This window comes from Chthonobacter rhizosphaerae (genome assembly GCF_013839525.1).
In the GTDB taxonomy this organism is placed as follows: Bacteria; Pseudomonadota; Alphaproteobacteria; order Rhizobiales; family Pleomorphomonadaceae; genus Chthonobacter; species Chthonobacter rhizosphaerae.
Window position 1 is genome coordinate 376587 of the sequence record NZ_JACDIS010000005.1, and the last position, 24114, is coordinate 400700.

General features: G+C 68.2%; 21 protein-coding genes and 3 pseudogenes. 12 read left to right on the plus strand and 12 right to left on the minus strand.

What is annotated here, in order from left to right; genetic code table 11:
* Window positions 1-2 precede the first annotated feature (2 nt).
* The 4 genes from HND91_RS11915 to HND91_RS11930 all read right to left on the minus strand — a co-directional run bounded on the left by HND91_RS11915 (window position 3) and on the right by HND91_RS11930 (window position 5892).
* On the minus strand, window positions 3-1076 hold the full coding sequence (locus tag HND91_RS11915; protein WP_181706776.1) for a glycosyltransferase family 4 protein: 1074 nt from the start codon (window positions 1074-1076) through the stop codon (window positions 3-5).
* Between the two features lie 100 nt (window positions 1077-1176).
* On the minus strand, window positions 1177-1650 hold the full coding sequence (greA, locus tag HND91_RS11920) for a transcription elongation factor GreA (protein ID WP_181706777.1): 474 nt from the start codon (window positions 1648-1650) through the stop codon (window positions 1177-1179).
* Between the two features lie 236 nt (window positions 1651-1886).
* Complete coding sequence (carB, locus tag HND91_RS11925; RefSeq protein ID WP_181706778.1) at window positions 1887-5384, minus strand: carbamoyl-phosphate synthase large subunit; 3498 nt, start codon at window positions 5382-5384, stop codon at window positions 1887-1889.
* A 205-nt stretch (window positions 5385-5589) separates the two neighbouring features.
* Window positions 5590-5892, minus strand: a complete 303-nt coding sequence (locus HND91_RS11930; protein ID WP_210272669.1) for a helix-turn-helix domain-containing protein — start codon at window positions 5890-5892, stop codon at window positions 5590-5592.
* Window positions 5893-6128: 236 nt separating this feature from the next.
* Here HND91_RS11930 and ypfJ point away from each other — a divergent pair, with 236 nt between their 5' ends.
* Entirely contained in the window at window positions 6129-7052 is a 924-nt protein-coding gene (gene ypfJ, locus HND91_RS11935; RefSeq protein WP_181706779.1) for a KPN_02809 family neutral zinc metallopeptidase, read from the plus strand.
* Between the two features lie 92 nt (window positions 7053-7144).
* Entirely contained in the window at window positions 7145-8380 is a 1236-nt protein-coding gene (locus HND91_RS11940) for a TCR/Tet family MFS transporter (RefSeq protein WP_181706780.1), read from the plus strand.
* Window positions 8381-8412: 32 nt separating this feature from the next.
* Here the strand turns inward: HND91_RS11940 and carA are convergent, their stop codons facing one another.
* The 5 genes from carA to HND91_RS11965 form a co-directional block, all read right to left on the minus strand.
* Window positions 8413-9618 (minus strand): glutamine-hydrolyzing carbamoyl-phosphate synthase small subunit, encoded by a 1206-nt coding sequence (gene carA, locus HND91_RS11945; RefSeq protein ID WP_181706781.1) that lies wholly within the window; start codon window positions 9616-9618, stop codon window positions 8413-8415.
* Window positions 9619-9972: 354 nt separating this feature from the next.
* Window positions 9973-10452 (minus strand): methyltransferase family protein, encoded by a 480-nt coding sequence (locus HND91_RS11950; RefSeq protein ID WP_181706782.1) that lies wholly within the window; start codon window positions 10450-10452, stop codon window positions 9973-9975.
* An 87-nt stretch (window positions 10453-10539) separates the two neighbouring features.
* A complete protein-coding gene (locus HND91_RS11955; RefSeq protein WP_181706783.1) occupies window positions 10540-10992 on the minus strand; it encodes a DUF2214 domain-containing protein in 453 nt (150 codons plus the stop codon).
* Between the two features lie 3 nt (window positions 10993-10995).
* The gene (locus HND91_RS11960) at window positions 10996-11358 is read right to left on the minus strand and encodes a DUF6152 family protein (RefSeq protein ID WP_181706784.1); all 363 of its coding nucleotides are present in this window, start codon (window positions 11356-11358) and stop codon (window positions 10996-10998) included.
* Window positions 11359-11394: 36 nt separating this feature from the next.
* On the minus strand, window positions 11395-11949 hold the full coding sequence (locus HND91_RS11965; protein WP_181706785.1) for a histidine phosphatase family protein: 555 nt from the start codon (window positions 11947-11949) through the stop codon (window positions 11395-11397).
* A 965-nt stretch (window positions 11950-12914) separates the two neighbouring features.
* Here HND91_RS11965 and HND91_RS11970 point away from each other — a divergent pair.
* Both HND91_RS11970 and terL read left to right on the plus strand, forming a co-directional pair.
* Window positions 12915-14171: a DNA modification methylase gene (locus HND91_RS11970; protein WP_343057327.1), complete on the plus strand. Its 1257-nt coding sequence runs from the start codon at window positions 12915-12917 to the stop codon at window positions 14169-14171.
* Window positions 14172-14301: 130 nt separating this feature from the next.
* A complete protein-coding gene (terL, locus tag HND91_RS22750; protein WP_181706786.1) occupies window positions 14302-14646 on the plus strand; it encodes a phage terminase large subunit in 345 nt (114 codons plus the stop codon).
* A 67-nt stretch (window positions 14647-14713) separates the two neighbouring features.
* Here the strand turns inward: terL and HND91_RS23350 are convergent, their stop codons facing one another.
* Window positions 14714-15022 carry a hypothetical protein gene (locus HND91_RS23350; protein ID WP_181706787.1) on the minus strand — a complete coding sequence of 103 codons (309 nt, stop codon included), beginning with the start codon at window positions 15020-15022 and terminating at the stop codon, window positions 14714-14716.
* Window positions 15023-15250: 228 nt separating this feature from the next.
* Between HND91_RS23350 and HND91_RS11985 the strand changes: the two are divergent.
* Window positions 15251-16106 (plus strand): annotated as a pseudogene (locus HND91_RS11985) (IS3 family transposase); the annotation flags it as partial.
* A gap of 66 nt (window positions 16107-16172) precedes the next feature.
* On the opposite strand, the gene HND91_RS11990 reads toward HND91_RS11985, so the two are convergent.
* Together HND91_RS11990 and HND91_RS11995 are read right to left on the minus strand one after the other, a co-directional pair.
* Entirely contained in the window at window positions 16173-17198 is a 1026-nt protein-coding gene (locus HND91_RS11990; RefSeq protein ID WP_210272670.1) for an amidohydrolase family protein, read from the minus strand.
* A 43-nt stretch (window positions 17199-17241) separates the two neighbouring features.
* Complete coding sequence (locus HND91_RS11995; RefSeq protein ID WP_181706788.1) at window positions 17242-17955, minus strand: GntR family transcriptional regulator; 714 nt, start codon at window positions 17953-17955, stop codon at window positions 17242-17244.
* 234 nt (window positions 17956-18189) lie between these two features.
* On the opposite strand from HND91_RS11995, the gene HND91_RS12000 reads away from it, so the two are divergent.
* From HND91_RS12000 to HND91_RS12030, 7 genes and pseudogenes are all read left to right on the plus strand, one after another.
* Complete coding sequence (locus HND91_RS12000) at window positions 18190-19251, plus strand: ABC transporter substrate-binding protein (protein WP_181706789.1); 1062 nt, start codon at window positions 18190-18192, stop codon at window positions 19249-19251.
* Window positions 19252-19253: 2 nt separating this feature from the next.
* A complete protein-coding gene (locus tag HND91_RS12005; protein WP_246329424.1) occupies window positions 19254-20081 on the plus strand; it encodes an ABC transporter ATP-binding protein in 828 nt (275 codons plus the stop codon).
* Complete coding sequence (locus HND91_RS12010; protein ID WP_181706790.1) at window positions 20068-20886, plus strand: ABC transporter permease; 819 nt, start codon at window positions 20068-20070, stop codon at window positions 20884-20886. Before HND91_RS12005 ends, HND91_RS12010 begins: the two co-directional genes overlap by 14 nt.
* Before the next feature lie 64 nt (window positions 20887-20950).
* Window positions 20951-21937: an asparaginase gene (locus HND91_RS12015; RefSeq protein WP_181706791.1), complete on the plus strand. Its 987-nt coding sequence runs from the start codon at window positions 20951-20953 to the stop codon at window positions 21935-21937.
* Between the two features lie 116 nt (window positions 21938-22053).
* Window positions 22054-22962: a polysaccharide deacetylase family protein gene (locus HND91_RS12020; RefSeq protein WP_181706792.1), complete on the plus strand. Its 909-nt coding sequence runs from the start codon at window positions 22054-22056 to the stop codon at window positions 22960-22962.
* Window positions 22963-23507: 545 nt separating this feature from the next.
* A pseudogene (locus tag HND91_RS12025) lies at window positions 23508-23696 on the plus strand (transposase); the annotation flags it as partial.
* A gap of 112 nt (window positions 23697-23808) precedes the next feature.
* Window positions 23809-24114, plus strand: a pseudogene (locus HND91_RS12030) (HTH domain-containing protein); the annotation flags it as partial.

Consider the following 24114-nt stretch of genomic DNA (forward strand, 5'->3'; position numbering starts at 1 on the left):
CGTCATGGCTGCCGGAGCGTGTCGAGCCCAGCGTACACCGCCGCGATCCGCTCCGCTTCGCGCTCGATCGAGAACGCGGCCTCGACGCGGGCTCGCCCGGCGCGGCCGAGGGCGTCGCGTTCGGCGGGGGTGAGGTCCATGGCTTTGGACAGGGCGCTTGCGAGCGCGGTCGCGTCGCCGGCGTCGACCAGCCAGCCGGTGACGCAGTCCTCCACCAGGTGCACATGGGCGCCGGCGCGGCTTGCGATCACGGGCGTCGCGCTCGCCATCGCTTCGAGCGGGATCAGACCGAAGCCCTCCTTGCGCGGCGGCGCGACCACCAGCGACAGGGCGCGGTACCAACCGGGGATCTCGGCGACGGGCCGTTCGCCGAGAAAGCGGACGCGGCCTTCGAGGCCCGCGCCGTCCAGGCGGTTTCGGAGAGCGTCGGCGAAGGCGCGGTCCTCCGGCTTCTCCAGGCCGATGACGACGGCGGTCCAGTCGGGCCGGGAGGGGAGGGTGGCGAGCAGGGCCTCGACGAAGATGTCCGTGCCCTTCTGCGGCCGCACCCGCCCGAAGATGCCGACGCCGAACCGTCCCGGCAGTCCGGTCGCCGCCCACGCGGCGGAGCGGTCGTCCGCCGGTCGGTAGACGGCCGTGTCGACCCCGTGGAGGCTGACGACGGCAGGCACCTGGAGATAGGACGCCGCCTCGGGCGACGTGGCGATCACCGCGTCCATACGGCGGATCAGCGCCTTGGTGAAGCCGGTGTGCCGCCGCTGGGCCGCCGAGGTGAACACCAGCCGCCAGGGCTGCCGGAGCACCCGCGCGAGCACGAGGCCCCAGACCATCTCGATGTTGCGCCGCGCGTGCCAGATGCGGGCCCTGCGGCCGGGCGGCGGCGTCCAGCCGCCGCGAAGCACGTCCCTCCAGCCGACCGTCGGCAGGTGATCCGGCAGGTTGGGGCCGAGGCCGGCGATCCGGTGGGCGCGCGCCTGCGTCGGCAGGAGCGCGATCACCGTGGACGTGACGCCGGAATAGCGACGGTTGAGATTGGGCGCGACGACATCCGTCGCGGCGAAGTCGACGCGCGGCATCCGGCCGTCCAGGGCAGGGGTGGAACGAGGCGGGACGGGGCTCGCCGGGCGCGAACGGAGCGTGGGGCTCCTGGCCGTGGGCGGGTCGGCCGTCCCCCTCTCAGCGGAAGGCGACCTGGAGCACTTCGTAGGCGCGGGCGCCGCCGGGGGCGGTCACCTCCACGCTGTCGCCGACGGACTTGCCGATCAGGGCGCGGGCGATCGGCGAGGAGATGGAGATGCGGCCTTCCTTCACGTCGGCTTCGGCGTCGCCGACGATCTGATAGGTCTTCTCCTCCTCGGTGTCCTCGTCCACCAGGGTGACGGTGGCGCCGAACTTGATGGTCTTGCCGGACAGCTTCGACACGTCGATCACCTCGGCGCGCGACAGCATGTCCTCCAACTCGGAAATCCGGCCCTCGTTGTGGCTCTGGGCTTCCTTGGCGGCGTGGTATTCAGCGTTCTCCGAAAGGTCACCGTGCGCCCGCGCCTCGGAAATGGCCGCGATGATGCGGGGCCGCTCCTCGGATCTGCGCCGCTGGAGTTCGCGCTCCAACGCAGCGTACCCTCCAGCGGTCATCGGGATCTTTTCCATCGGTCGTTCAACCTTTCCCTAAAATCAACGCGCCCGACGCTCGGCGCGCCGGGCACATGAGTCGTTGTCCTTGTCGTCCTCCTGACGGGGACGGGTAGCCCTTCGGGGCGATCTGACGTCCCGCCCTGTCCGGCCCCGGACGCGTCGACGAAGCGACATCCGAACGGAGGTCCGCAACAAAGCCTTCCGCGGGCCCTGGTCAGAGGGCTCCGCGGTTCCAGTCCCCGCCGCGTGGATCACTCGGCAGCGTCGAAATACGCCTGCAGCGGCCGAACCTCGGGCGTGCCCTTGGACCACGCCTCGATTCCCCGCGCCGCCGCGATGGCACCCGCGAGCGTCGTATAATACGGGACTTTCTGCAAGAGGGCGGCTCGACGGAGCGAACGGCTGTCCGAATGGGCCTTGGCGCCGCCGGTGGTGTTGAAGACCAGCTGCACCTCGCCGTTCTTGATCGCGTCCACGATGTGGGGGCGACCTTCCAGCACCTTGTTGATCTTCACCGCCGGAATGCCGTTCTCCTCAAGGAAGCGCTGGGTCCCGCCGGTCGCCATCACGCGGAAGCCGATGGCGGAGAGCCGCTTCACCGCATCGAGAATCCGCTCCTTGTCGCCGTCCTTGACGGAGACGAACACCGTTCCGGCGGTCGGCACCCGGGTGCCGGAGCCGAGCTGGGCCTTGGCGAAGGCGTCGGCGAAGTCGAGGTCGAGGCCCATCACCTCGCCGGTGGAGCGCATCTCCGGGCCGAGGAGGGTGTCGACGCCCGGGAAACGGGCGAAGGGGAACACGGCCTCCTTGACGGCGATGTGCTTCAGCGGCTTCTCGGTCAGGCCGAAGCTCTTGAGCTTCTCGCCGGCCATCACGCGGGCGGCGATCTTGGCGACCGGCTCGCCGATCGTCTTGGCGACGAAGGGCACGGTGCGGGAGGCGCGCGGGTTCACCTCCAGGACGAAGACCTCGCCGTCCTTGATGGCGAACTGCACGTTCATCAGCCCGACCACGTCGAGCGCGAGCGCGAGGGCGGCCGCCTGCCGCTTCAGCTCGTCCACGATGGCGGCGGGCAGCGAATAGGTCGGCAGCGTGCAGGCGCTGTCGCCGGAGTGGATGCCGGCCTCCTCGATGTGCTCCATGACGCCGGCGATGAACACGTCGGCGCCGTCGGACAGCGCGTCCACGTCCACCTCGATCGCGTCGGACAGGTAGCGATCGAACAGGAGGGGGCTCTTGCCGAGCACCATGTTGATCTGGCCGGTCTTGTCGTTCGGGTACTTGGCCTTCACGTCGGCCGGCACGAGCGCCGGCAGGGTGCCGAGCAGGTAGGCGTCGAAGCCCGCCTCCTCGCGAATGATCTCCATGGCCCGTCCGCCGAGCACGTAGGACGGCCGCACGACCAGCGGGAAGCCGAGCTCGCCCGCCACCAGGCGCGCCTGCTCGATCGAATAGGCGATGCCGTTCTTCGGCTGCTTGAGGCCGAGCTTGTCGAGGAGGCGCTTGAACCGGTCGCGGTCCTCGGCGAGGTCGATGGCGTCCGGCGAGGTGCCGAGGATCGGGATCCCGGCCTTCTCCAGGGCGTCCGCCAGCTTCAGGGGCGTCTGGCCGCCGAACTGCACGATGACGCCGTGGAGCGTGCCCTTCTCCTGCTCGACGCGCAGGATCTCCAGCACGTCCTCGGCGGTCAGCGGCTCGAAGTAGAGGCGGTCGGAGGTGTCGTAGTCGGTCGACACGGTCTCCGGGTTGCAGTTGACCATGATGGTCTCGTAGCCGGCGTCGCCGAGGGCGAAGCAGGCGTGACAGCAGCAATAGTCGAACTCAATGCCCTGGCCGATGCGGTTCGGACCGCCGCCGAGGATGACCACCTTCTTCCGGTCGGACGGCTGGGCCTCGTCGGCCGGCTTGCCGGCGAACGGCACCTCGTAGGTGGAATACATGTAGGCGGTGGGCGAGGCGAACTCGGCCGCGCAGGTGTCGATGCGCTTGAACACGGGCGTGACGCCGAGGGCGAGGCGCCTGGCCTTCACGTCGGCTTCGGAGAGGCCGGCGATCTCGCCGAGGCGGGCGTCGGAGAAGCCCTGGGCCTTCAGGCGGCGGAAGGCGCCGGCGGTCGGCGGCAGGCCGTGCCGGCGCACCTTCTCCTCCGTCGCGACGATCTCGGCGATCTCGCGCAGGAACCACGGGTCGATCTTGGAGAGCGCGTGCACGTCCTCCACGGTGAAGCCGAGACGGAGCGCCTGGGCCACGTAGCGCAGCCGGTCCGGCGTCGGCGTGCCGAGGGCGGCCCGGATGGCATTCTTGTCGTCGCCCTGGCCGAGGGACGGGATCTCGATGTCGTTGAGGCCGGTGAGGCCGGTCTCCAGGCCGCGGAGCGCCTTCTGGAGCGACTCCTGGAAGGTGCGGCCGATGGCCATCACCTCGCCGACCGACTTCATGGCGGTGGTGAGGGTCGGTTCGGCGCCCGGGAACTTCTCGAAGGCGAAGCGCGGGATCTTGGTGACCACGTAGTCGATGGTCGGCTCGAAGGCCGCCGGGGTGGCGCCGCCGGTGATGTCATTGGCGAGCTCGTCGAGCGTGTAGCCCACCGCGAGCCGCGCCGCCACCTTGGCGATCGGGAAGCCGGTGGCCTTGGAGGCGAGCGCGGAGGAGCGCGACACGCGCGGGTTCATTTCGATGACGACCAGGCGGCCGTCCGCCGGGTTGACGGCGAACTGGACGTTGGAGCCGCCGGTTTCCACGCCGATCTCGCGCAGCACCGCCAGCGAGGCGTCGCGCATGATCTGGTATTCCTTGTCGGTCAGCGTCAGGGCCGGCGCGACGGTGATCGAGTCCCCCGTGTGGACGCCCATCGGGTCGATGTTCTCGATGGAGCAGACGATGATGCAGTTGTCGTCCCGGTCCCGGACGACCTCCATCTCGAACTCCTTCCAGCCGAGCACGCTCTCCTCCACCAGCACCTCGGAGGTGGGCGAGGCCTCGACGCCGGTGAGGACCAACTCGTAGAGTTCCTCCAGCGTGTAGGCGATGCCGCCGCCAGTGCCGCCGAGGGTGAAGGACGGGCGCACGATGGCGGGCAAGCCGGTGACCTTGGAGGCCTCCAGCGCCTGGAGCTGCGCCTTCAGGATCTGCTCCTCGCGGCGGGCGCGCTCGCCGAGCGACCACTCGTTCTCGAAGGCCGCGAGCGCCTTCTGGCGCTCCGGGCCGGCGGGGTGCCTGTCCTTGATGGCGCCGACGCGCGAGGCGTACTCCGCCCGGAAGGCGGCCTTCAGGTCGGAGGTGTTCACGAAGGCGGCCTTCGGCGTGGCGAGGCCGATCTTGGCCATGGCCTCGCGGAAGAGCTCGCGGTCCTCAGCCTTGTCGATGGCCTCGGCGGTGGCGCCGATCATCTCCACGCCGTGCTGGTCGAGGACGCCCATCTTCTTCAGGCTGAGCGCGGTGTTGAGCGCGGTCTGGCCGCCCATGGTGGGCAGGAGGACGAGCTTGTCGTGCGGGCGCTCGGCCCGCTCCTTCTCGATGATCTTCGCCACGATGTCGGGCGTGATCGGCTCGATGTAGGTGGCGTCCGCCAGGTCCGGGTCCGTCATGATGGTGGCCGGATTGGAGTTGACGAGCACGATGCGGTAGCCCTCCGCCCGCAGCGCCTTGCAGGCCTGCGTGCCGGAGTAGTCGAACTCGCATGCCTGACCGATCACGATGGGGCCTGCGCCGATGATCAGGATGGTGTCGATATCGGTTCTCTTGGGCATCGTTCGCTCGCGTTCCATCGCGGCCGAAGGCAGCGCCAGTCTGCGCCTTCGTTCCGGACCGGTGGTCTCGTCTGGTGGGTGTCGTGTGTTCTGAGCCGCGCGGCTTATAGAGGAAAAGGCGCAGGTCGGGAACCCTCGCGCGGAGGATTTCCAACACGCGCCGTCTCGACGGGCGGACGCAGGGGCCGCGCGGCTTTTGCCGACATCAGTCCCCGGCGCTTCCGGCCGCGCCCGCCGCCGCGCCGGCGCCGTCCGAGGGCAGCTCCCTCTGGCCGTCGAAATCGATGACGCCGCAGGCGAGCGCCCAGCAGGCGAGGCGCACGGACAGCGGGATCTCCACGGTCTTCCCGTCCCGGTCCCCGCTCTCGTAGTACTGGATCATCCGCTTCTTCAGCCCGAGCCGCTCGGCCGCGTCCTTCTGGCGGAGACCGAGGCTCTTTCGCCATTGGCGGAAGGCCTGCGGCGTCATGACGGCGTCACCGGCCTTGCGCTGCATTGCGTCCGTCATCGTGCGTGGGGCTCCAGGCTGCGCTTGCGACGGACGACAGTAGACGAAGCCGAGGCCGCCTGCACAGAGGGAGCGCCTGTGCGGAAGGGAGTGGCGGGCGCATATCGCGGTGCGCCGGACCGGCCCGAGGCGTCGGCCGGGATCCATCGCCCGTCTCGTTCGTTCAGACTTCCACGGATGCGGCTTGCAGGAACCGCCAGCCCATCGCAGTGTCTGCCGGCGAGGAGGACTTCAGCATGCGTTGGCGAGGGCGTCGCGAGAGCGACAACGTGGTGGACCGGCGCGGCGAAGGCGGTGGCCTCGGCGGCGGTCTCGGCGGGCGGGGCGGGTTTCGCCTGCCGACGGGCGGCGGCGTGCGCCGGGCGGGAGCGCCCAGCATCGGCTTCATCATCGTGGCCATGGTCGTGCTCTGGCTCCTCGGCATGAACCCGCTGTCCGTGCTCACCGGCGACCTCGGCGGCATGATGGGCGGCTCCCAGATGTCGAGCATCGAGGAGGATCGCCCCCGCACCGCGGAGGAAGGCGAACTCGTCAGCTTCGTGTCGGTCGTGCTTGCCGAGACGGAGGACACCTGGACGACGATCTTCCAGGCCGAGGGCGAGACCTATCCGAAGCCCACGCTGGAACTCTTCCGCGGGCAGATCACCTCCGGCTGCGGCTTCGCCAGCGCGGCCAGCGGGCCGTTCTACTGTCCGCCGGACCGGAGCGTCTTCATCGACCTCGCCTTCTACGACGAGCTGCGCCGCCGCTTCCAGGCGCCGGGCGACTTCGCCCAGGCCTACGTGATCGCCCACGAGGTGGGTCACCACGTGCAGAACGTGCTCGGCATCCTGCCGGAGTTCAACCGCCTGCGGCAGACCATGAGCGAGGAGGAGGCCAACGCCATGTCGATCCGGGTCGAGCTCCAGGCCGACTGCTTCGCCGGCGTGTGGGCCCACGACGCGGCGCAGAAGGGGCTCCTGGAGCAGGGCGACATCGAGGAGGCGATGAACGCCGCCACCCAGATCGGCGACGACGCCATCCAGAAGCGCACCCAGGGCTACGTGGTGCCGGAAAGCTTCAACCACGGCACCTCCGAACAGCGCCAGCGCTGGTTCCGGGCCGGCTTCGAGGCGGGCAACTGGCGCTCCTGCGATACGTTCAAGGCGACGCAGCTCTGACCGGTCAGCAGCTTCGGTTTTGACAGACGGGCCGGCCACGGTCATGGATGGCGGCAGCATCGCCATCCGCCATTGCCGGGACCCCGTTCTTCATGACCTCGACGGCCAGGACACTCGTCTTCATCTACGTGACGATCGCGCTCGACGTGATCGCGATCGCCATGGTGATCCCGATCCTGCCGGCGCTCCTGATGGAGCTGACCGGGGACGGGGTGGAGGCGGCGGCGATCGACGGCGGCTGGCTGATCTTCGCCTACTCGGCCATGCTGTTCCTGTTCGCCCCTGTGATCGGCAGCCTGTCGGACCGGTTCGGGCGCCGGCCGGTGCTCCTCGCCTCCGTGGCCATGTTCGGTGTCGACAACCTCATCTGCGCCCTCGCGCCGTCGCTGCCCTGGCTGTTCGCCGGGCGCGTGCTCGCCGGCATGGCGGGCGGCAGCTACACGACCGCCGGCGCCGCCATCGCGGATCTTTCCACGCCGGAGAACCGGGCGCGCAACTTCGGCTTCGTGGGCATCGCCTTCGGCGTCGGATTCGTGTTCGGGCCGGCGATCGGCGGCCTGCTCGGCGAGCTCGGGCCGCGCGTGCCCTTCTTCGCGGCGGCGGCGCTCTCGCTCGCCAACTTCGTGTTCGGCTGGTTCGTGCTGAAGGAGACGCTGCCGGCGGCGCGGCGGCGCGCCTTCGACATCCGGCGCGCCAACCCGTTCGGCGCGCTCGCCCAGCTGGCGCGCTTCCCGGCGCTCCTGGCGCTGATCGGCGTCATCGTCATCTACCAGCTCGCCCACGACGCCAACCCGGCGATCTGGACCTATTCGACCAAGCTCCGGTTCGGCTGGAGCGAGGCGGACATCGGCCTCAGCCTGGCGGCGGTCGGCGTCGGCATGGCGGTGGTGATGGGTGGCCTCGTGGGGCCGATCGTGAAGCGCTTCGGCGAGGCGCGCGCGGCCCAGATCGGCTGCGCCCTGGCGGCGGTCGGCTTCCTCGGCTTCGCCTTCGCGCCGTCCGGCGCGGTGATGCTCGCCTTCATCCCCTTCTTCGCCTTCATCGGGCTGATCGAGCCGTCGATCCGCTCGATCGCGGTCGGCCGGGTGCCGGCCGACGCGCAGGGCGAACTGCAGGGCGCGATCGCCAGCGTGAAGGGCATCACGATGGTGGCGTCGCCGATCCTGATGACGAGGCTGTTCGAGGCGTTCACCGGCGCCGACGCGCCGGTCTACTTCCCGGGCGCGCCGTTCCTGGCGGCCGGCATCCTACTGGCGATCGGCGTCGCGGTCATCGCCGCGCGGGCGACGGACCGGGGTCCGGCGCTCGGCGAGACCCGGTCCACCTGAGGTCGACAGGACGGGGTCGTCCGGCCCGCTCGTCAGGTCCTTTCGGGGACCAGTTCCTCGCCCTTCCGCTCGCGGATCAGGTTCACGAACCGGCGGAAGAGGTAGTGGCTGTCCTGCGGGCCGGGGCTCGCCTCCGGATGGTACTGCACCGAGAAGGCCGGCTTGTCCTTCAGTCGCAGGCCGGCGTTGGAACCGTCGAAGAGCGACACGTGGGTCTCCTCCACGGTGTCCGGCAGGGTGGCGGTCTCCACCGCGAAGCCGTGGTTCATGGACGTGATCTCCACCTTGCCGGTGGTGTGATCCATGACCGGATGGTTCGCGCCGTGATGGCCCTGGTGCATCTTGACGGTCTTGGCGCCCACGGCGAGGCCGAGCATCTGGTGGCCGAGGCAGATGCCGAAGGTCGGGATGCCCCGGTCGATCACGGCCTTGATGGTCGGCACGGCATACTCGCCGGTCGCCGCCGGATCGCCCGGGCCGTTGGAGAGGAACACCCCGTCCGGCTCGAGGGCGAGCACGTCCTCCGCCGTGGCGGTCGCCGGCAGCACGGTCACCTTGCAGCCCTGGTCGGCGAGAAGGCGCAGGATGTTGCGCTTCACGCCGAAGTCGATGGCGACCACGTGGTGCCGGGGCGCCTCCACCTTGGCGTAGCCCTCGCCCCAGGCCCAGGTCTTCTCGTCCCAGCCGTAGGACTGGGTGGACGAGACCTCCTTGGCGAGATCGAGCCCTTCCAGCCCGCCCCAGGCGGCCGCCTGGCGCTTCAGGTCGTCGAGGTCGAACCGGCCGTCCGGATCGTGGGCGATCACGGCGTTCGGCATGCCCTTCTGGCGGATGAGCGACGTCAGCGCGCGGGTGTCCACGCCGCCGATGCCGATGATGCCGCGGGCGGCGAGCCAGGCGTCGAACCGCCGGGCGGCGCGCCAGTTGGACTGGTCGGTCACGTCGGCCTTCAGCACCACGCCGCGCACGCCCGAGGAGGCGGAGAGATTCACCGTCTCGATGTCGTCGTCGTTGACGCCCACGTTGCCGATGTGCGGGAAGGTGAAGGTGATGATCTGGCCGGCGTAGGACGGGTCCGTCAGGATCTCCTGGTACCCGGTCATGGCCGTGTTGAAGCAGACCTCGCCGACCGCGGACCCGCGGGCGCCGATGCCGAAGCCCTCGATCACGGTGCCGTCGGCCAGCACCAGCACGGCGGTCGGAACGGGCTCGGCCCAGGCGTTCAGGGTGTCAGACATCGGCGGTCTCCATCGGCGGATATTCCGCGACCAAGTGGCCCCGGCAGCGGCTTGCCGCAAGGGTCGACGGATCTTCGGATTGTCCCGCAAGAGCAAAAACGATGCGGCGGACGCCAGCCGCTCGCGGGACCGCCTCGGCGACGGCGCGGCCGTCCGGGTGCGGTCAAGGGCGCGGCGGACCGGCGGTTCGACGCGGGGGCGGACCATAGGGGAAGGGCCGGAGGCGGTCAACACCGCGTCGCCACGATCCACCGCGATCGCCGGAGGGGGCGCGGGAGAGGGGCCGCGCGACGCCGAAGGCTCGACCCGCGCGGGTCGGATCCGCCCGGCCTCTCGCCCTCGTCCCGGACGCGCTCAAGCGCGCCCGCGCGGGCCGAGCCAGCGCGGCGTGGACCGGGCGTAGGCGGCCCAGGCCTCGCCGAAGCGGGCGGCGAGGTGCCGCTCCTCCCTGAGAACGGCGAGGCGATGGGTGGCGTAGGCGGCGACCGGCGCGAGCGCGAGGAGCCAGACGGAGCCGACCGCGATGCCGCAGCCGGCGATGAGGGCCGCGTTGCCCACATAGATGGGGTTGCGCGAGAAGTGGAACGGGCCCGAGGTCACCAGCCGGTCGGCGGCCCGATGCGGCAGGATGTTGGTCTTCGCCCGCGCCATGGTGACCATGGCCCAGACGTCGACCGCAAGGGCCGCCGCCACCAGGGCGAGGCCGACGGCCGCCGGAACCGGAAGGCTCGTCGGCGCCAGGGCCTCCAGGGTCACGCCGGCGAACAGGGTGCCGAGGAGGATCATGGGCGGCCAGGGCAGCCGGTTCGGCCGGTCGGCGGGGGAGGTGTCCATGGCGGTCTCGCGGGATCGACGGGGCGCCGGCGGGCGCGTCCGGCGGCATTGAACGGCGGCGGGCCGCGAAACGCCAGCCCGTTCCGGTCAACTTTCCCAGTAGCCGATCAGGCGGCCCGCGACGATCGCGACCGTCCAGGCCAGGACGGAGACCGCCGCCGGCACAGCCGGCCGCCGTCGGCCGACCTCCATGAGATGCGCGGCGCCGGCGTTGAGGAGGCCGACGGCCACCGCGGCCAGTTTCACCTGGAACACCGTCATGGCGGCATACTGGGCGGCCTGCACGCTGAAGAGCAGCACGCCGGACACGGCCGCCACGGCCACTCCCGACGCCGCCACCCGCACGGCGGGCCCCGCCAGGGCGGCCTCGTCGATGCGGCCCCACGCGCCGAGGCGGCGGAGGTCCAGCACCAGGATCGCGCCGAACAGGGCCGCGAGGCCGAGCACGTGGACCACGTTGACGAGCGGATAGGCCCACCAGGAGACCTTCAGGAAGCGGGCGACCGCCGTAGCCTCCAGGGCCGCCAGCAGAGCGTCCACGGGTCAGTCCCGGTCCGGGTAGAGGTTGTGGACCGTACCGTCGATGGTGATGCGCTCGGCTTTCATCAGCCGTTGCGCCGGGTCGCTGGAGCGGTGGCCGCTGGCGGTCAGCTCGACGCCCGGCTTCAGCTTGTCGTCCGTGAGGCCGGCCTGCTCGTTCCGCCAGGGCTGGCCGACCTCCACGGTCCAGGCCTCGCCGTTCGCGTCCACGGTCAGAAGGCCGTGCGGATTGCCGAGACGGGCCTCGCGGATCGTGCCGGTGAGTTCGAAGTTTCCGTCCTCGGCCCATCGCCACCCGTGGTGGGCGAAGCCGATGCCGGCCGAAAGAGCGAAGATCAGGGCGGCGGCGGGAAGGGACGCGCGCATGATGAGCCTCGTGAGGTTGGGACCGCCGGGCGGTCCTCAGTCGATCAGGACCCGTCCCAGCACCTTCACCTCGCCTGCGGCCGTCCGTGAAATCACGATGAGTTCACCGGAAGCGGGGAAGATGCCGGTCAGCGCCGTGATGTTGACCTGATGGGTGACGAGCACGGCCTTCTCGTCGCCGAGGTCCGCGAGCCGCGCCTCGAGGGCCTCGGTCGCCAGGCCGGAGCGGCCGCGGTTGCCGAAGAAGGAGTCGAGGGCGGGCTCGTGCTCGACGGGGCCGACCGCGAGCCGCTCGGCCGTCTCGCGCGCCCGGCACCAGCCGCTGGTCAGCACCCTGGTGACCTCGACGCCCGCTTGGCGGATCGCCCGGCCGATGCGGCTCGCCTGCGCGCGCCCGGTCTCGTCGAGGTTGCGCTGGGTGGCGCAGTCGCCGAGCCGGAAGCCGGCCGGGTCGCCGGTCCCGGGCGCCCGGGCGTGCCGCATCAGGGCGTGCGCCCCCGGTTCCCGCAACGCCGCCCACACCGCCTCGTCCGCCCGCGCCGGGGCGGCCGCCAGGACGACGAGCACGAAGGCCAGCATGGCGTGCGGCATGGACCGGTCTCTCCTCCGACGACGACGGTTTCGAAAGAAGAGATGGAAAGCGAGGGCCAGCCGTCCAGGGCGGAACCGTTCGCAGGACCGGAGCCGGTGGTGGTGCAGGCAGTCGGGCGCGAACCCGTCTCTGATGGCCTCATCCCTGTTTAACGGGAAAGAATAGGGAATCTCGTGGGAAAAGCAGGGATTGGCCCATTCCCTGGCACCCGATCTATAAAACTTTTCAGAAACATAAGTTGTGAATTCCCAGATTGCAGTAGCAGGGAATTGGATTTAGTGCAGCTCGAGTTGGATCAGCGGGAACAGGGACACTTGACGAAAGATATGGAAGTCGCGTAACGTTTGGTGCGATAAAGGTAACGGCAACGGAACTAAGGCTGTGTGCTTAAGTTCATGTTACCGGGTACCAGAGCAAGTTCTCCGGTCGAGAGCCTAGAGCAGGCTCTTATCTCATCGTCTGCTCCAAGTCGTGCAGCCGGTGGAACTCATCATCAGATCTGGGCCGAGGGCTCATGACCTGATGCGCCTTCTTGTTGGACAACGTCCGACGCCGGGCGCCTGCGAGGCAGTGACTCTGGTGGCCAGCCTAATGTCAGACCTGCGCGCGAGCCGCGCGGGACCGGCCCGCGACGAGTTCGTAGGCCGCGGCCGTTAAGCGTCCACGAGATGGACCCTGAAACGGTCAGCGCGAAGTGCCAGGTAATGCGCGGTACCTCTCGCGATCCGGTCTGACCTCAACTCTCCCTGATCCTATGAATCGCCAGGTGCGAGCACGAGCGCTCGTGTCCGGCCTAACCTGAGTGAGGTCGTCATGACCAATCGCTATGAGCAATGGCGCACGAGCGCCGTACAGGTCCACCCGCGCAACGCTCGCACCCACTCCAAGAAGCAGATTGAAGAGATCGCAGGGAGCATCCGTCAGTTTGGTTTCAACGCCCCCCCTTCTGATCGACGAGGCCAACGTGCTGCTTGCCGGCCACAGCCGCCTTGCCGCAGCAAAGCTTCTGGGGCTGAAGGAGGTCCCGGTTGTTGTCGTGCCGGGCCTCTCGGATGCAAAGAAGCGCGCCTACAGGCTCGCCGACAACAAGTTGGCCGAGCAGGCCGGTTGGGATCGCGAGATTCTGGCGCTTGAACTGCCGGAACTGCAGGGCCTGCTGGAGCTTGAGAGTCTTGAGCTTTCCCTGACCGGGTTCGCGCCCCCGGAGGTCGACGGCATCCTCTCTGATCATGAGGAGCACGCTGCCGATCCCGCCGACGCGGTACCCTCGACCTCTTCCGACCAGCGCCCGATTAGCCGCCCTGGTGACCTCTGGCTTCTCAGCAAGCATCGCCTCCTGTGCGGTGATGTGCGGAGTCCTGAGGACCTGGCGCGCCTTATGGATGGCCAGAAAGCCACGCTGGCGTTCCTCGACCCGCCCTACAATGTTCGAGTGGCAAGCATCGTCGGACGCGGGCGCACCAAGCACCAGGAGTTTGCGGTCGCGTCCGGTGAGCTCACGAAGGAGGGATTTACCGCCTTCCTGATGGAAGCCCTGACAGCTTGTGCCTCTGTTTCGCAAATAGGAGCCGTGCACTTCGTGTGCATGGACTGGAGGCACCTAGGAGAACTCCTCGCGGCCGGCGAGGTAGCTTACGGCGCGCTCCTCAACCTGGCGGTCTGGGCGAAATCCAATGCGGGCCAGGGCTCGTTCTACCGCTCCCAGCATGAGCTCATCTTCGTTTTTCGGGTCGGCGATGCTCCTCACGTCAACAACGTCGAGCTTGGCCGCTATGGGCGGTCGCGCTCGAACGTTTGGCGCTATGCCGGTGTGAATACCTTCCGCACGGGCCCCACCGACGAACTCACGGTGCACCCGACCGTGAAGCCCGTTGCGATGGTGGCGGACGCTATCAAGGACTGCACCACACGAGGCGCTGTGGTGCTCGACAGCTTCTGCGGCTCGGGCACTACGATCCTCGCAGCCGAGCGGGTCGGGCGGGTGGGGTACGGGCTTGAGATCGAGCCCCGCTACATCGATGCCGCAGTCCGCCGCTGGCAAGCCTTTACGGGCAAGGACGCCGTCCACGGCGAGCCAGGCGAGACCTTCAACGAGCATGAGAGAGCGCTGCGCACGGCAAAACATGTCTCCGTGAAACCGAGCCCGCGCAAGTGCGGCTTACCAAAGTCGGCCTCATCCTCCATCTCAGCCCGGGCCAAGCGGCCGCGGGCCTCTGCCTGAGGAGGTCTCTAATGTCGAAAACACCAAAATCTCTCCGGCCTGCCCAGACGGCGCGCAGCACCACCTCTTCAGCAAGGGCGGAACCAGCCGCGCCTTCGTACGATGTGGGCTATTGCAAGCCGCCAGAGCGGTGCTAGAACTCAAAGCGAACTACGGCGCAGGAACGTTGCTGATTGAGGAGTCACCAATCAGCAAGGGTTTGATCCAGAGCCTCCGCGAGCAGCATTTGAGCGTGACGAGCTATCGTCCGGACACCGACAAACGGGCAAGGCTCATCGCGCAGTCTGATCTTTTTGCCGCCGGCTCAGTTCTGCTTCCGACGCGAGCGGGTTGGCTCGAAGCATTCGAGGCGGAGCTGTTGGCGTTTCCAGGCCGGTATGACGATCAAGTCGATGCTCTGACGCAGGGGCTCGCCTGGGGGCGAAGGGTCCGGTCTTCCCGGACCACTACACACGCTATTGGCGGCATGTATTAGCGGCCTCAGGAGTCGGATCGGGAGCCGCCTGCCTGCTTCTAATCCACAGAGGGAAGTACGCGTTTTTCTACCCATATGAGGTTGCTTGCGTCTCGACTTGCAACGCCTTGTCGCCGAGCAGTCGTTCGCGGTCTTCGAAGAGGTCGGATAGCGGTCGGCGCATCACCGGCGTGAGGTCATTCTCATTGTTGGCGATAGCGCCGGGCAGATCGGCTTTGAACTTGACTACGCCCTGGTGGATCGCATCACCGGACTCCAGGCAGAAGGCACGCATCTGGCAGATCAGTCGCGTTCGGCTACCGACCAGCTGATCCCGAATTCGGTGAAGGGCCTGCAGGTCCGATTGCTCCGGCGTCTTCACCTCGACGAAGCGCATTGTGGGTCGGGTAGAAGGTCAGCAGCGTGTCGCGGCGGAACTTCAGTTTCTGAACGGGGCGCCCTTCCGTGTCGGTACCAACGACGTGGAACAGGTTCTTCCCAAGGTCGATGCCGTAGACCGCGGCACCACGAGACTTGTTGCGCATCATGATCAGCTCCTCCGGTTTGCCCCCGCGGGTGCAGGGTGCGACGGGAGGACGGGGCGGGGCGGACCATCCCACTAAATCTGAGGCCTAGTCGCAAGCGCAAGCTTGTCGACACGGTGCGGGGTGAATGGGGCGTGTCGATCCGGCGAGCCTGCCGGGTCCTCGAACTCGACACGTCGACCTTTCATTACCGCTCGCGTCGGCCCCACCAGGCCCGCCTGAAGGCTCGCATCCGGGAGATCTGTGACACGCGCGTCCGCTACGGGTATAGGCGCGTGCAGGTCCTGCTCCAGCGCGAGGGATGGCAGGTGAACCACAAGAGAACGTACAAGCTCTACAGGGATTTAGGCCTGCAGCTCCGGAACAAGGTCCCGAAGCGGCGAGTCAGAGCCAAGCTCCGCGACGACCGGAGGCCAGCAGTCCGTCCCAACGACGTCTGGGCCATGGAAGCGCGCCCGCCTTCGGCTCCCTCCACGACCAGCTCGCCACCGGCCACAAGATCCGGGTGCTGGCCGTCGTCGACATCTACTCGCGCTTCTCGCCGGTGCTGGACGCATGCCTGACCTACCGCGGCGAGGACGTGGTCCGGACGCTCGACGAAGCCTGCCGGCGGGTAGGTTATCCGAAGACGATCCGCGTCGACCAGGGGTCGGAGTTCGTCTCGCGCGACCTCGACCTGTGGGCCTATGCCCACGGCGTCACCCTGGACTTCTCCCGGCCCGGGAAGCCGACCGACAACGCCATCGCCGAAGCCTTCAACAGCCGATCCGGAGCGAGTGCATGAACGCGCAGTGGGTCATGACCCTTGCAGACGCACGCGAGAATTTGGTGGCTTGGCGCAGCTACTACAACGAGGAACGCCCGCACGGGGCGATCGGGAACAAGGTCCCGATCTCATTGCGGAACCCCGGTGGCGCAGCCAGCCCGCCACCGTGAGGAAGGCAGGAAACCCTAACCTCCGGCGCTCCAATATTGGGGTTCGGACCACTCCGCAAGCCCCGGTCAGGGGTGTAGCCGGAGCAGCTGCGCGGCGTTGCCGCCGAGGATGCCTTCCCGCTGTTCCGGCGCCAACGCTTCCTGGCGGCCGACCGCCTCGACCGGGCGCTCCAGGCCCATGTCGAAGCAGTAGTCGCTGCCGAGGAGGACGCGGTCCGGACCGACCAGGTCGATCAGATACTCCAACGCCGTGTCCGAGTGGGTGATGGTGTCGTAGAAGAAGCGGCGGAGGTAGCTCTCCGGGCCGGCGGCCATGTGGGCGAGTTCCGGGCGGACACGCCAGCCGTGTTGCAGCCGTCCGACCAGGAAGGGGAGGGCGCCGCCGCCGTGCGGCAGCACGAAGGATAGGCGGGGGAACCGGTCGAGGACGCCGCCGGCCATCAGCTTGGCCGCCGCCACCGCGGTGTCGAACGGATTGCCGAGCAGGTTCGCCAGGAAATAGGGCTTCAATCGGTCCTCCATGCCGAGCACTTTCAAAGGGTGCAGGAAGATCGGCAGGCCGCTGTCCTCAATGGCCGCAAAGACCGGGAAGAGCCGCTCGTCGGACAGGTCCATGTCGCCGATCGCGGTGCCCATGTAGACGCCCCGGATGCCCGGTGCCTGCCGCACGCGCTCCAGCTCGGCGAGGGCCTCGTCGGCGTGGTGGACGGGGAGCATGGCCAGGCCGACGAGGCGGTTCGGGTAGCGCTCGTGGGCGGCGACCAGTTCATCGTTGAACACCGCCGACAGGCGCCGGGCGAGCGGGGCGTCGGCCCAGTAGACCATGGGCTGGGTGAGCGAGAGCGCCTGCATGTCGACGCCCTGGGCGTCCATGTCGGCGACGCGGAGGTCGATGTCGATGAAGCGGCGGGCGAGCGGGCCCGCGTGCAACGGCCCGGCGTCGATCACTGGGCCACGGGCATCGCGGCGCACGCATGCCCCGCAGCGGCAGCCTTCCGATTCCATGAGATCAATGAAGCGCTCGGGATAGTAATGGGCGTGGATGTCGATCCGACGGACGGGCGTCTGGGGAGCTGCTGCTGGGAAGGTCACGACATGCCTTTGACTGATAGGGGACGGGGCGCGGCCGGACGGGTCAGTCCGTCGCCGCGGAGGGCTTCAGGGCGGGCGCGGCCTCGCCGGCGCCGATGGCTCCGATCAGCGCGTCCGCGGTGTTCTGGAGGTGCTGCTCGATCATGGCCGCGGCGGCGGCCGAATCCCGCCTGGCGCAGGCCTCGTAAAGCTGCCAGTGCTCCAGCTGGGACTGCTCGCGGCCGCGGGTGCGCAGGTAGTAGCGCACGTAGCGCTCCACATTGCTGCGAAACTGGTCGATGGTCTCCACGAGGCGCGGCCAGTCGCTCGCCTCGTTGATGATGGTGTGGAACTCCCGGTTCTGCCGCATCCAGGGGTCGTCGACCCCGCCGAGGGTCACGCTGCGGTCCATCTTCTTGAGGATCGCCTGCATGGCCTTCAGGTGCGGCGCGGTCAGGTTGACGGCAGCGCGGGACACGGCCAGCCGTTCCAGCGCGATGCGGATGCCGAAGAGTTCGGTGATGGCCTCCGGGTCCAGCCGGGCGACCTCTACACCTCGGTAGGGGTAGACCACCACGAGGCCTTCGGTCTCCAGCTGCTTTAGGGCCTCGCGCACCGGCATGCGGCTGACGCCGAGCGACTGGGCGATCTCGTTCTGGTCGAGACGGGCCCCCGGTCCCAGGCGGCCATCGATGATCCCTGCCCGCAGCACGGCGAGGACGGCATCCTTGCGGCTGACCGACCGGACAGCCGAGCGTTCCGCTTCCGTCAGATCCATTCTCGTCTCCCCCTCCGCCTCTTGCGCGAGCCCTCGGCCCCTGTGCGACCCCTATCCGCACCGGCCGTTCGCGCCATCTGCCCACGAGTGGGTCGTGCATACAATCGCGTCAACCCGCCTTGATATCTAGAATCTAATATATTAGTCCTGGAGGTACAACGAGATTGATCGGCGCCCCTCGATCCCGAGGAGAAGCAGTCCGGCAGCCACACCAGACGAGATGGGAACAGACAGATGACGAAGCTCAATTCAGCCTATGCGCGGTCCATCGGCGTGGCCTGCGCCGCGACGGTGGTGTTCATGTCGGGCACGGCTCTTGCCCAGGAGCTGAAGTCGTTTCGGTTCATGTTCCCGGTGGAGAGCGTCAACCAGTACCACCCGTTCTACATCGCCGACGAACTCGGCTACTTCGAAGCGGAAGGCCTGGACGTGGAGTTCCAGGACGCCGGAGGGTCGAGCGCCGCCGTCCAGCAGGTGATTGCCGGCAATGCCGACGCGGCCTTGCCGGCCCCGAGCGCCTTCCTCAACGCCGTGGCCCAGGGCTACGACCTGAAGTGGATCTATTCCTACCAGTACGCCAACATCTTCACGCTGGCGGCCACCAGCTCATCCGGCATCAAGACGATCGCGGACCTCAAGGGCAAGAAGGTCGGCGTTTCGGATCTCTCTGGCGGCGAGGTGCCGCTGGTGCGCGCGGTGCTGGCCGAGGCCGGTCTCGCCGAGGGCTCGGATGTGCAGCTGCTGCCGGTCGGCGACGGCTCCGCCCTCACGGTGGACGCGCTCCAGAGCGGCCAGGTAGACGCTTATTCGTCGAGCCTCTTCGACCTTGCGGCCATCCGCGCCCGCGGCATCGAGATGACCACCATCCTGCCCCAGCAGGCGCAGGACTTCCCCGCCAACGGCGTGGTGGTGACGGCCGAGGCGCTTCAGGCCGACCCCGCCAAGTACGAGGGGTTCCTCCGCGCCGTCGCCAAGGGGGTCGCCTACGCGGCCGCCCATGACGAGAAGGCCTTCGAAATGGCGACGAAAATCCGTCCGGAGGAGTTCGAGGACGGGGCGCTCGCCAAGGCCAATTGGGAGGCGGCGCACATCCTGAAGACGCCGCCGCAGGCGCTGGCCGACCAGCCGCTCGGCACCCACTACACCGCCGGCTTCCAGGCCTACCACGACTTCCTGCGCCAGGGCACCGAGGAGGAGGGCGGCCTTGCGGCCGACGTGGACCTCGGCGCCGCGCTCGACTCCTCGCTCATCGAGAAGGCCAACGGGTTCGACAAGGCCGCCGTGGTGGCCGAATGACCATGACGGCTTCCATTCCGATGCGGGGCCGGGGCGCGACGCCCCGGCCGGCCGGTCTCGGCGCACCCATCGTCACCGCGAAGGGTCTGTCGAAGACGTTCAAGCTCGGCGGCAGCGACGTGGTCGCCCTCCGAGACGTGGACCTTGAGATCCGCAAGGGCGAGTTCATCGCCTTCGTGGGGCCGAGCGGCTGCGGCAAGTCCACCTTCCTCAACATGGTGGCCGGCCTCCTGCCGGCCTCCGGCGGCGTGGCCCACGTCAACGGCCAGCCGGTGACCGAGCCGTCGCGGCAGGTCGGCTTCATGTTTCAGACGCCGGTCCTCCTGCCGTGGCGGACCGTGGAGAAAAACGTCCTGATGCCGGCCGAGGTGTTCGGCCTCAAGGAGGCCGACATCCGCGACAAAGCGCGCGCGGTGATCGATGCCGTCGGCCTCGGCGCCTTCGTCGACGCCTACCCGCGCCAGCTTTCCGGCGGCATGCAGCAGCGCGTAGCGCTGGCCCGCGTGCTGACCTACGAGCCGGACGTTCTGCTGATGGACGAGCCGTTCGGCGCGCTCGACGAGTTCACCCGGGAAGCCATGAACCTGGAGCTGATGCGCATCACCCAGGCGGCCGGCATCACGGTGCTCTTCGTGACGCACAACATCACCGAGGCCGTCTTCATGTCGGACCGGGTGGTGGTGATGACGCCGCGGCCCGGCAAGGTCTCCGGCATCGTGGACATCGACCTGGAGCGCCCGCGCACGATCGACACCATGCAGAAGCAATCCTTCTCGGACCTCATCTTCAAGGTCCGCGGCATTCTGGGAAACACCCATGGCGATCACTGATTCAGCCCCGCCCGCCTTGGCCGCGCGGGACCCGGAGCGGGCCGAGCGGCTCCGCTACCGGCTCTATTCGCTGGCGATCGTCGCCGTCATCATCGCCGCCTGGGAGATCGCGCCGCGGGCCGGGCTTGTGTCGCCCATCATCCTGCCGGCCTTCTCGCAAGTGGCCGCCGCGCTCTGGTCGCTGGTGCAGACGGACTTCTTCCTGCGCCACTTCAGCGTGACGCTGACGGAAATCCTCGTCGGCTTCGTCCTCGGCACCGCGATCGGCCTGATGCTCGGAACGGCGCTCGCCGTCTGGCCGACCGCCAAGCGCATCGCCTATCCGTTCGTGGTCGGCTTCCAGGCGATCCCGAAGATCGTGTTCGCGCCGCTCTTCATCGCCTGGTTCGGGTTCGGGCAGAGCTCCAAGGTCGTGATGGCGGTGGTCATCTCCTTCTTCCCGGTCCTCATCAACACCATGGTGGGCCTGGAGAGCGTGCCGGACGACGCCCGCAAGCTGATGCGCTCGCTGAAGGCGACGCCGATGCAGACCTTCCGCAAGGTGTCGCTGCCGCACGCCTTGCCGGTCATCTTCGCGGGCGTGAAAGCCGCTCTCACCTTCGCGGTGATCGGCGCCATTGTCGGCGAGTTCGTGGGCGCCTCGGAGGGCCTCGGCTACCTGGTGGAGCTCTACAATCACCAGCTCCGCATCGACCGGGTCTTCGCCGTGGTGGTCGTGCTCGCCTTCATCGGGGCCGGCGGCTACTTCCTGCTGGAATGGCTGGACCGCAAGCTGATCTTCTGGCGCTCCGACGACAACCGCTGAACGGACGCGCCCTTCGCCCGAAACGGACGGGCGCGTCCACCACCAGGAACTCCGCGGGACACGCATGCATCCGACCGTCCACATCATCGTTCTCGGGGGCACGATCACCATGGCGCCCCAGGCGACCGGCGGGATCGCGCCGTCGCTCACCGGGGCCGACCTGGTGGCGGCGGTCCCGGCTCTCGCCGGCGCCGCCGACATCTCCGTTGCCACGCCCTTCCTCGTACCCGGCGCCTCCCTGACGTTTCCGCAGATCGCCGAGGTGCGGGCGCTTGCCGCCGCGGCAGTGGAGACTGGCGCCGCGGGGGTCGTCGTGGTGCAGGGAACCGACACCATCGACGAGACCAGCTTCCTCCTCGACCTCGCCTGGACCGCTGACAAGCCGCTGGTGGTGACCGGCGCTATGCGCGGCGCCGGCGCTCCCGGCGCGGACGGCCACGCCAATCTCCTAGCCGCTACCCTCGTCGCCGCCGCGCCCGCCGCGCGCGGGCAGGGCGTGCTGGTGGTCCTCAACGACGAGATCCATGCGGCCCGGCTGGTGGAGAAGACCCATACGGGCCTGCCCTCGGCGTTCGCGTCGCCAGGCTTCGGCCCTCTCGGCCACGTGATGGAGGGCGAGGCCCGCATTTCCCTGTCGCCGAGGCGCCCGAAGGCTCCGCCGATCCCCCCGGACGCGACGGACCTGCCCCCTGTGGCGATTGCGAAGGTGACGCTCGGCGACGACGGCCGCTTGATCCGGGCCCTCCCGGACCTCGGCTATCAGGGGCTCGTGCTGGAAGCCATGGGCGCGGGCCACGTTCCGGCCGCGCTCGTCGATCCGCTTCAGGCGGCGTGCAGCCGCATGCCGGTGGTGCTAGCGACGCGAGTGCCGGGCGGGTCGGTCTTCCGGCACACCTATGGCTTCCCCGGATCGGAGATGGACCTCCTCGCCAGGGGGCTGATCTCGTCCGGCGGGCTTTCGCCCCACAAGGCGCGCCTGCTCCTTGCCGTGCTCCTTTTCGGTGGCGCGGACCGGCAGGCGATAGCGGACGCGTTCTCGGCCCACGGCTGATGCCCAGTTGCGTGGTGTCGCCGGGCATCGAGGCTGAATTCCCGCAAGGCGAGCCTGAGCAGGTGCCGGCCGGCCAGGCCGTCGAAGCCAACAATAGATTTGAAGGTGCAATTATCATGGCAGATATCAACATCGACCCGGACCGGATTCGGGGACGACTTCCTTTCGTGCCGATCACCCGGCGACCGCCACTCCGCCTGCCGAACGACGCGCGCGTGGCGGTCTGGACCATCGTCAACGTGGAGACCTGGTCGCCCGACGGGCCGATGCCCCGGGCCGTCCTGCCGCCGCCCATGGGCCAGCCGCTCCTGCCCGACATCCCCAACTGGGCGTGGCACGAGTACGGCATGCGGGTCGGCTTCTGGCGGTTCCTGGAGGTGCTCGGCGCCCGCGGCCTCAAGGCGAGCTTCGCCGTCAACGGGTCGGCCTGCCGGGTCTATGCGGCCGCTTGCGAGGCAGCCCACTCAGCGGGCTGGGATTTCATCGGGCACGGCTTCGTGCAGCGGCCGATGCACCGGGTGGAGGACCAGCCGGGCGCCATCCGCGACACCATCGAGGCGATCCGCCAACTGACCGGCAAGGCGCCGCGCGGCTGGGAATCGCCGGGCCTCACCGAAACGATGGACACCCTCGACCACCTGGCCGCGGCGGGCATCGAATACGTCTGCGACTGGTGCCTGGACGACCAGCCGGTCACCCTCTCGACCGCCTCCGGGCCGATCGTTTCCGTGCCGTACACGGTGGAGATCAACGACGTGGTAATGACCGCCGTCCAGGGGCACCGCTCGGACGAGATCTACCGGCGCGGGGTCGACCAGTTCGACCGCCTCTACCTGGACGGCGCGGATCAGCCTCGCGTCATGGCGATCTCGATCCACCCCTACCTCACCGGCGCGCCCCACCGGATCAAGTATCTGGAGATGCTCTATGACCACATCCTCGGCCATGAGGGTGTGGTTCACTGGACCGGGTCGGAGATCCTCGATTGGTTCAAAGGCGAGACGGCGTCGGCAAGTGGACGGTAGGATCGATCCCTGGGAAGGCAGTTGGGCCGTTCTCCGCCCGTCGCCCGGGCGATATCCGGGCACAATCTGGAGCAGTCACCGATAAGTCTTCAAACGGCGACCTGGAGGATGGGCGCGGTTAAAGATGCACCCGTACTTGCGGACATGGAAGCCGTAGACATAGTAGCAGCCGGGCCGTGTCCGCTGGCGCAACGATGATGCCGTCCACCTGTTTCTCAAGGAGGAGACGCACCGCCTCGCGCTCAAGCACGACGTCCTTGCGGCTGGACGACGTACCAGCACCCAAACGACATTGAGGGCTGCGATGTCGGAAATCCGATTGCCGGGAGATATTCAACTCCCTGCATTTGTCTCGCTCACCGTCACGAGAAAAAGTCTCGTCCCGAAGGACGAGGCTTCCCATCGATATGCACGAGCGTTTGACGCGTGCCGTTATGGTCTACCAGGACATTAGCTGATCGGGAAAGAAAGCGGCTAGATGATCCGCCCCCATTGAAGTGGTCCGCCCTGTAACAAGGCTCTTGGAGCCAAGGAGGGCGGATCAGATGGGAAAGAGGCACAAGCCTGAGGAGATCATTGCCAAGCTGCGGCAGGTTGATGTGATGACCGCGCAAGGCACAGCGGTCGCGGACGCGGTGCGCGCGATCGGCGTAACCGATGTCACGTACTACCGCTGGCGGCAGGAGTACGGTGGGCTGAAGACCGACCAGATCAAGCGCATGAAGGAGCTAGAGTGTTGATTTCCGCTCAGAACTGACCCGGGAGAGCGCGTAATTTCCAGTGAGATTTGACCCATGTGAGCCTTCCCCGAACGCGGCGAGCGGCGGGGGCACTGGAGTGATCCACATGGGACTTTTGAATGTTATCCGCCGGATGGCCTTGCGGGAGCAGCTGCCGATCCGGGAGATTGCCAGCCGGACGGGTTTGTCGCGGAACACGATCAGGAAGTATTTGAAGGCCGGCATTATTGAGCCGAAGTTCGCGGTGCCGGAGCGACCAAGCAGGCTCGACCCATTTGCGGACAAGCTTGCGGCGTGGCTGCGCGCTGAGATGGCGAAGTCGCGCAAGCAGCGACGGTCAGTGAAGCAACTGCATGCTGACCTAGTCGCGCTGGGCTACATGGGGTCTTACAATCGAGTTGCCGCCTTTGCC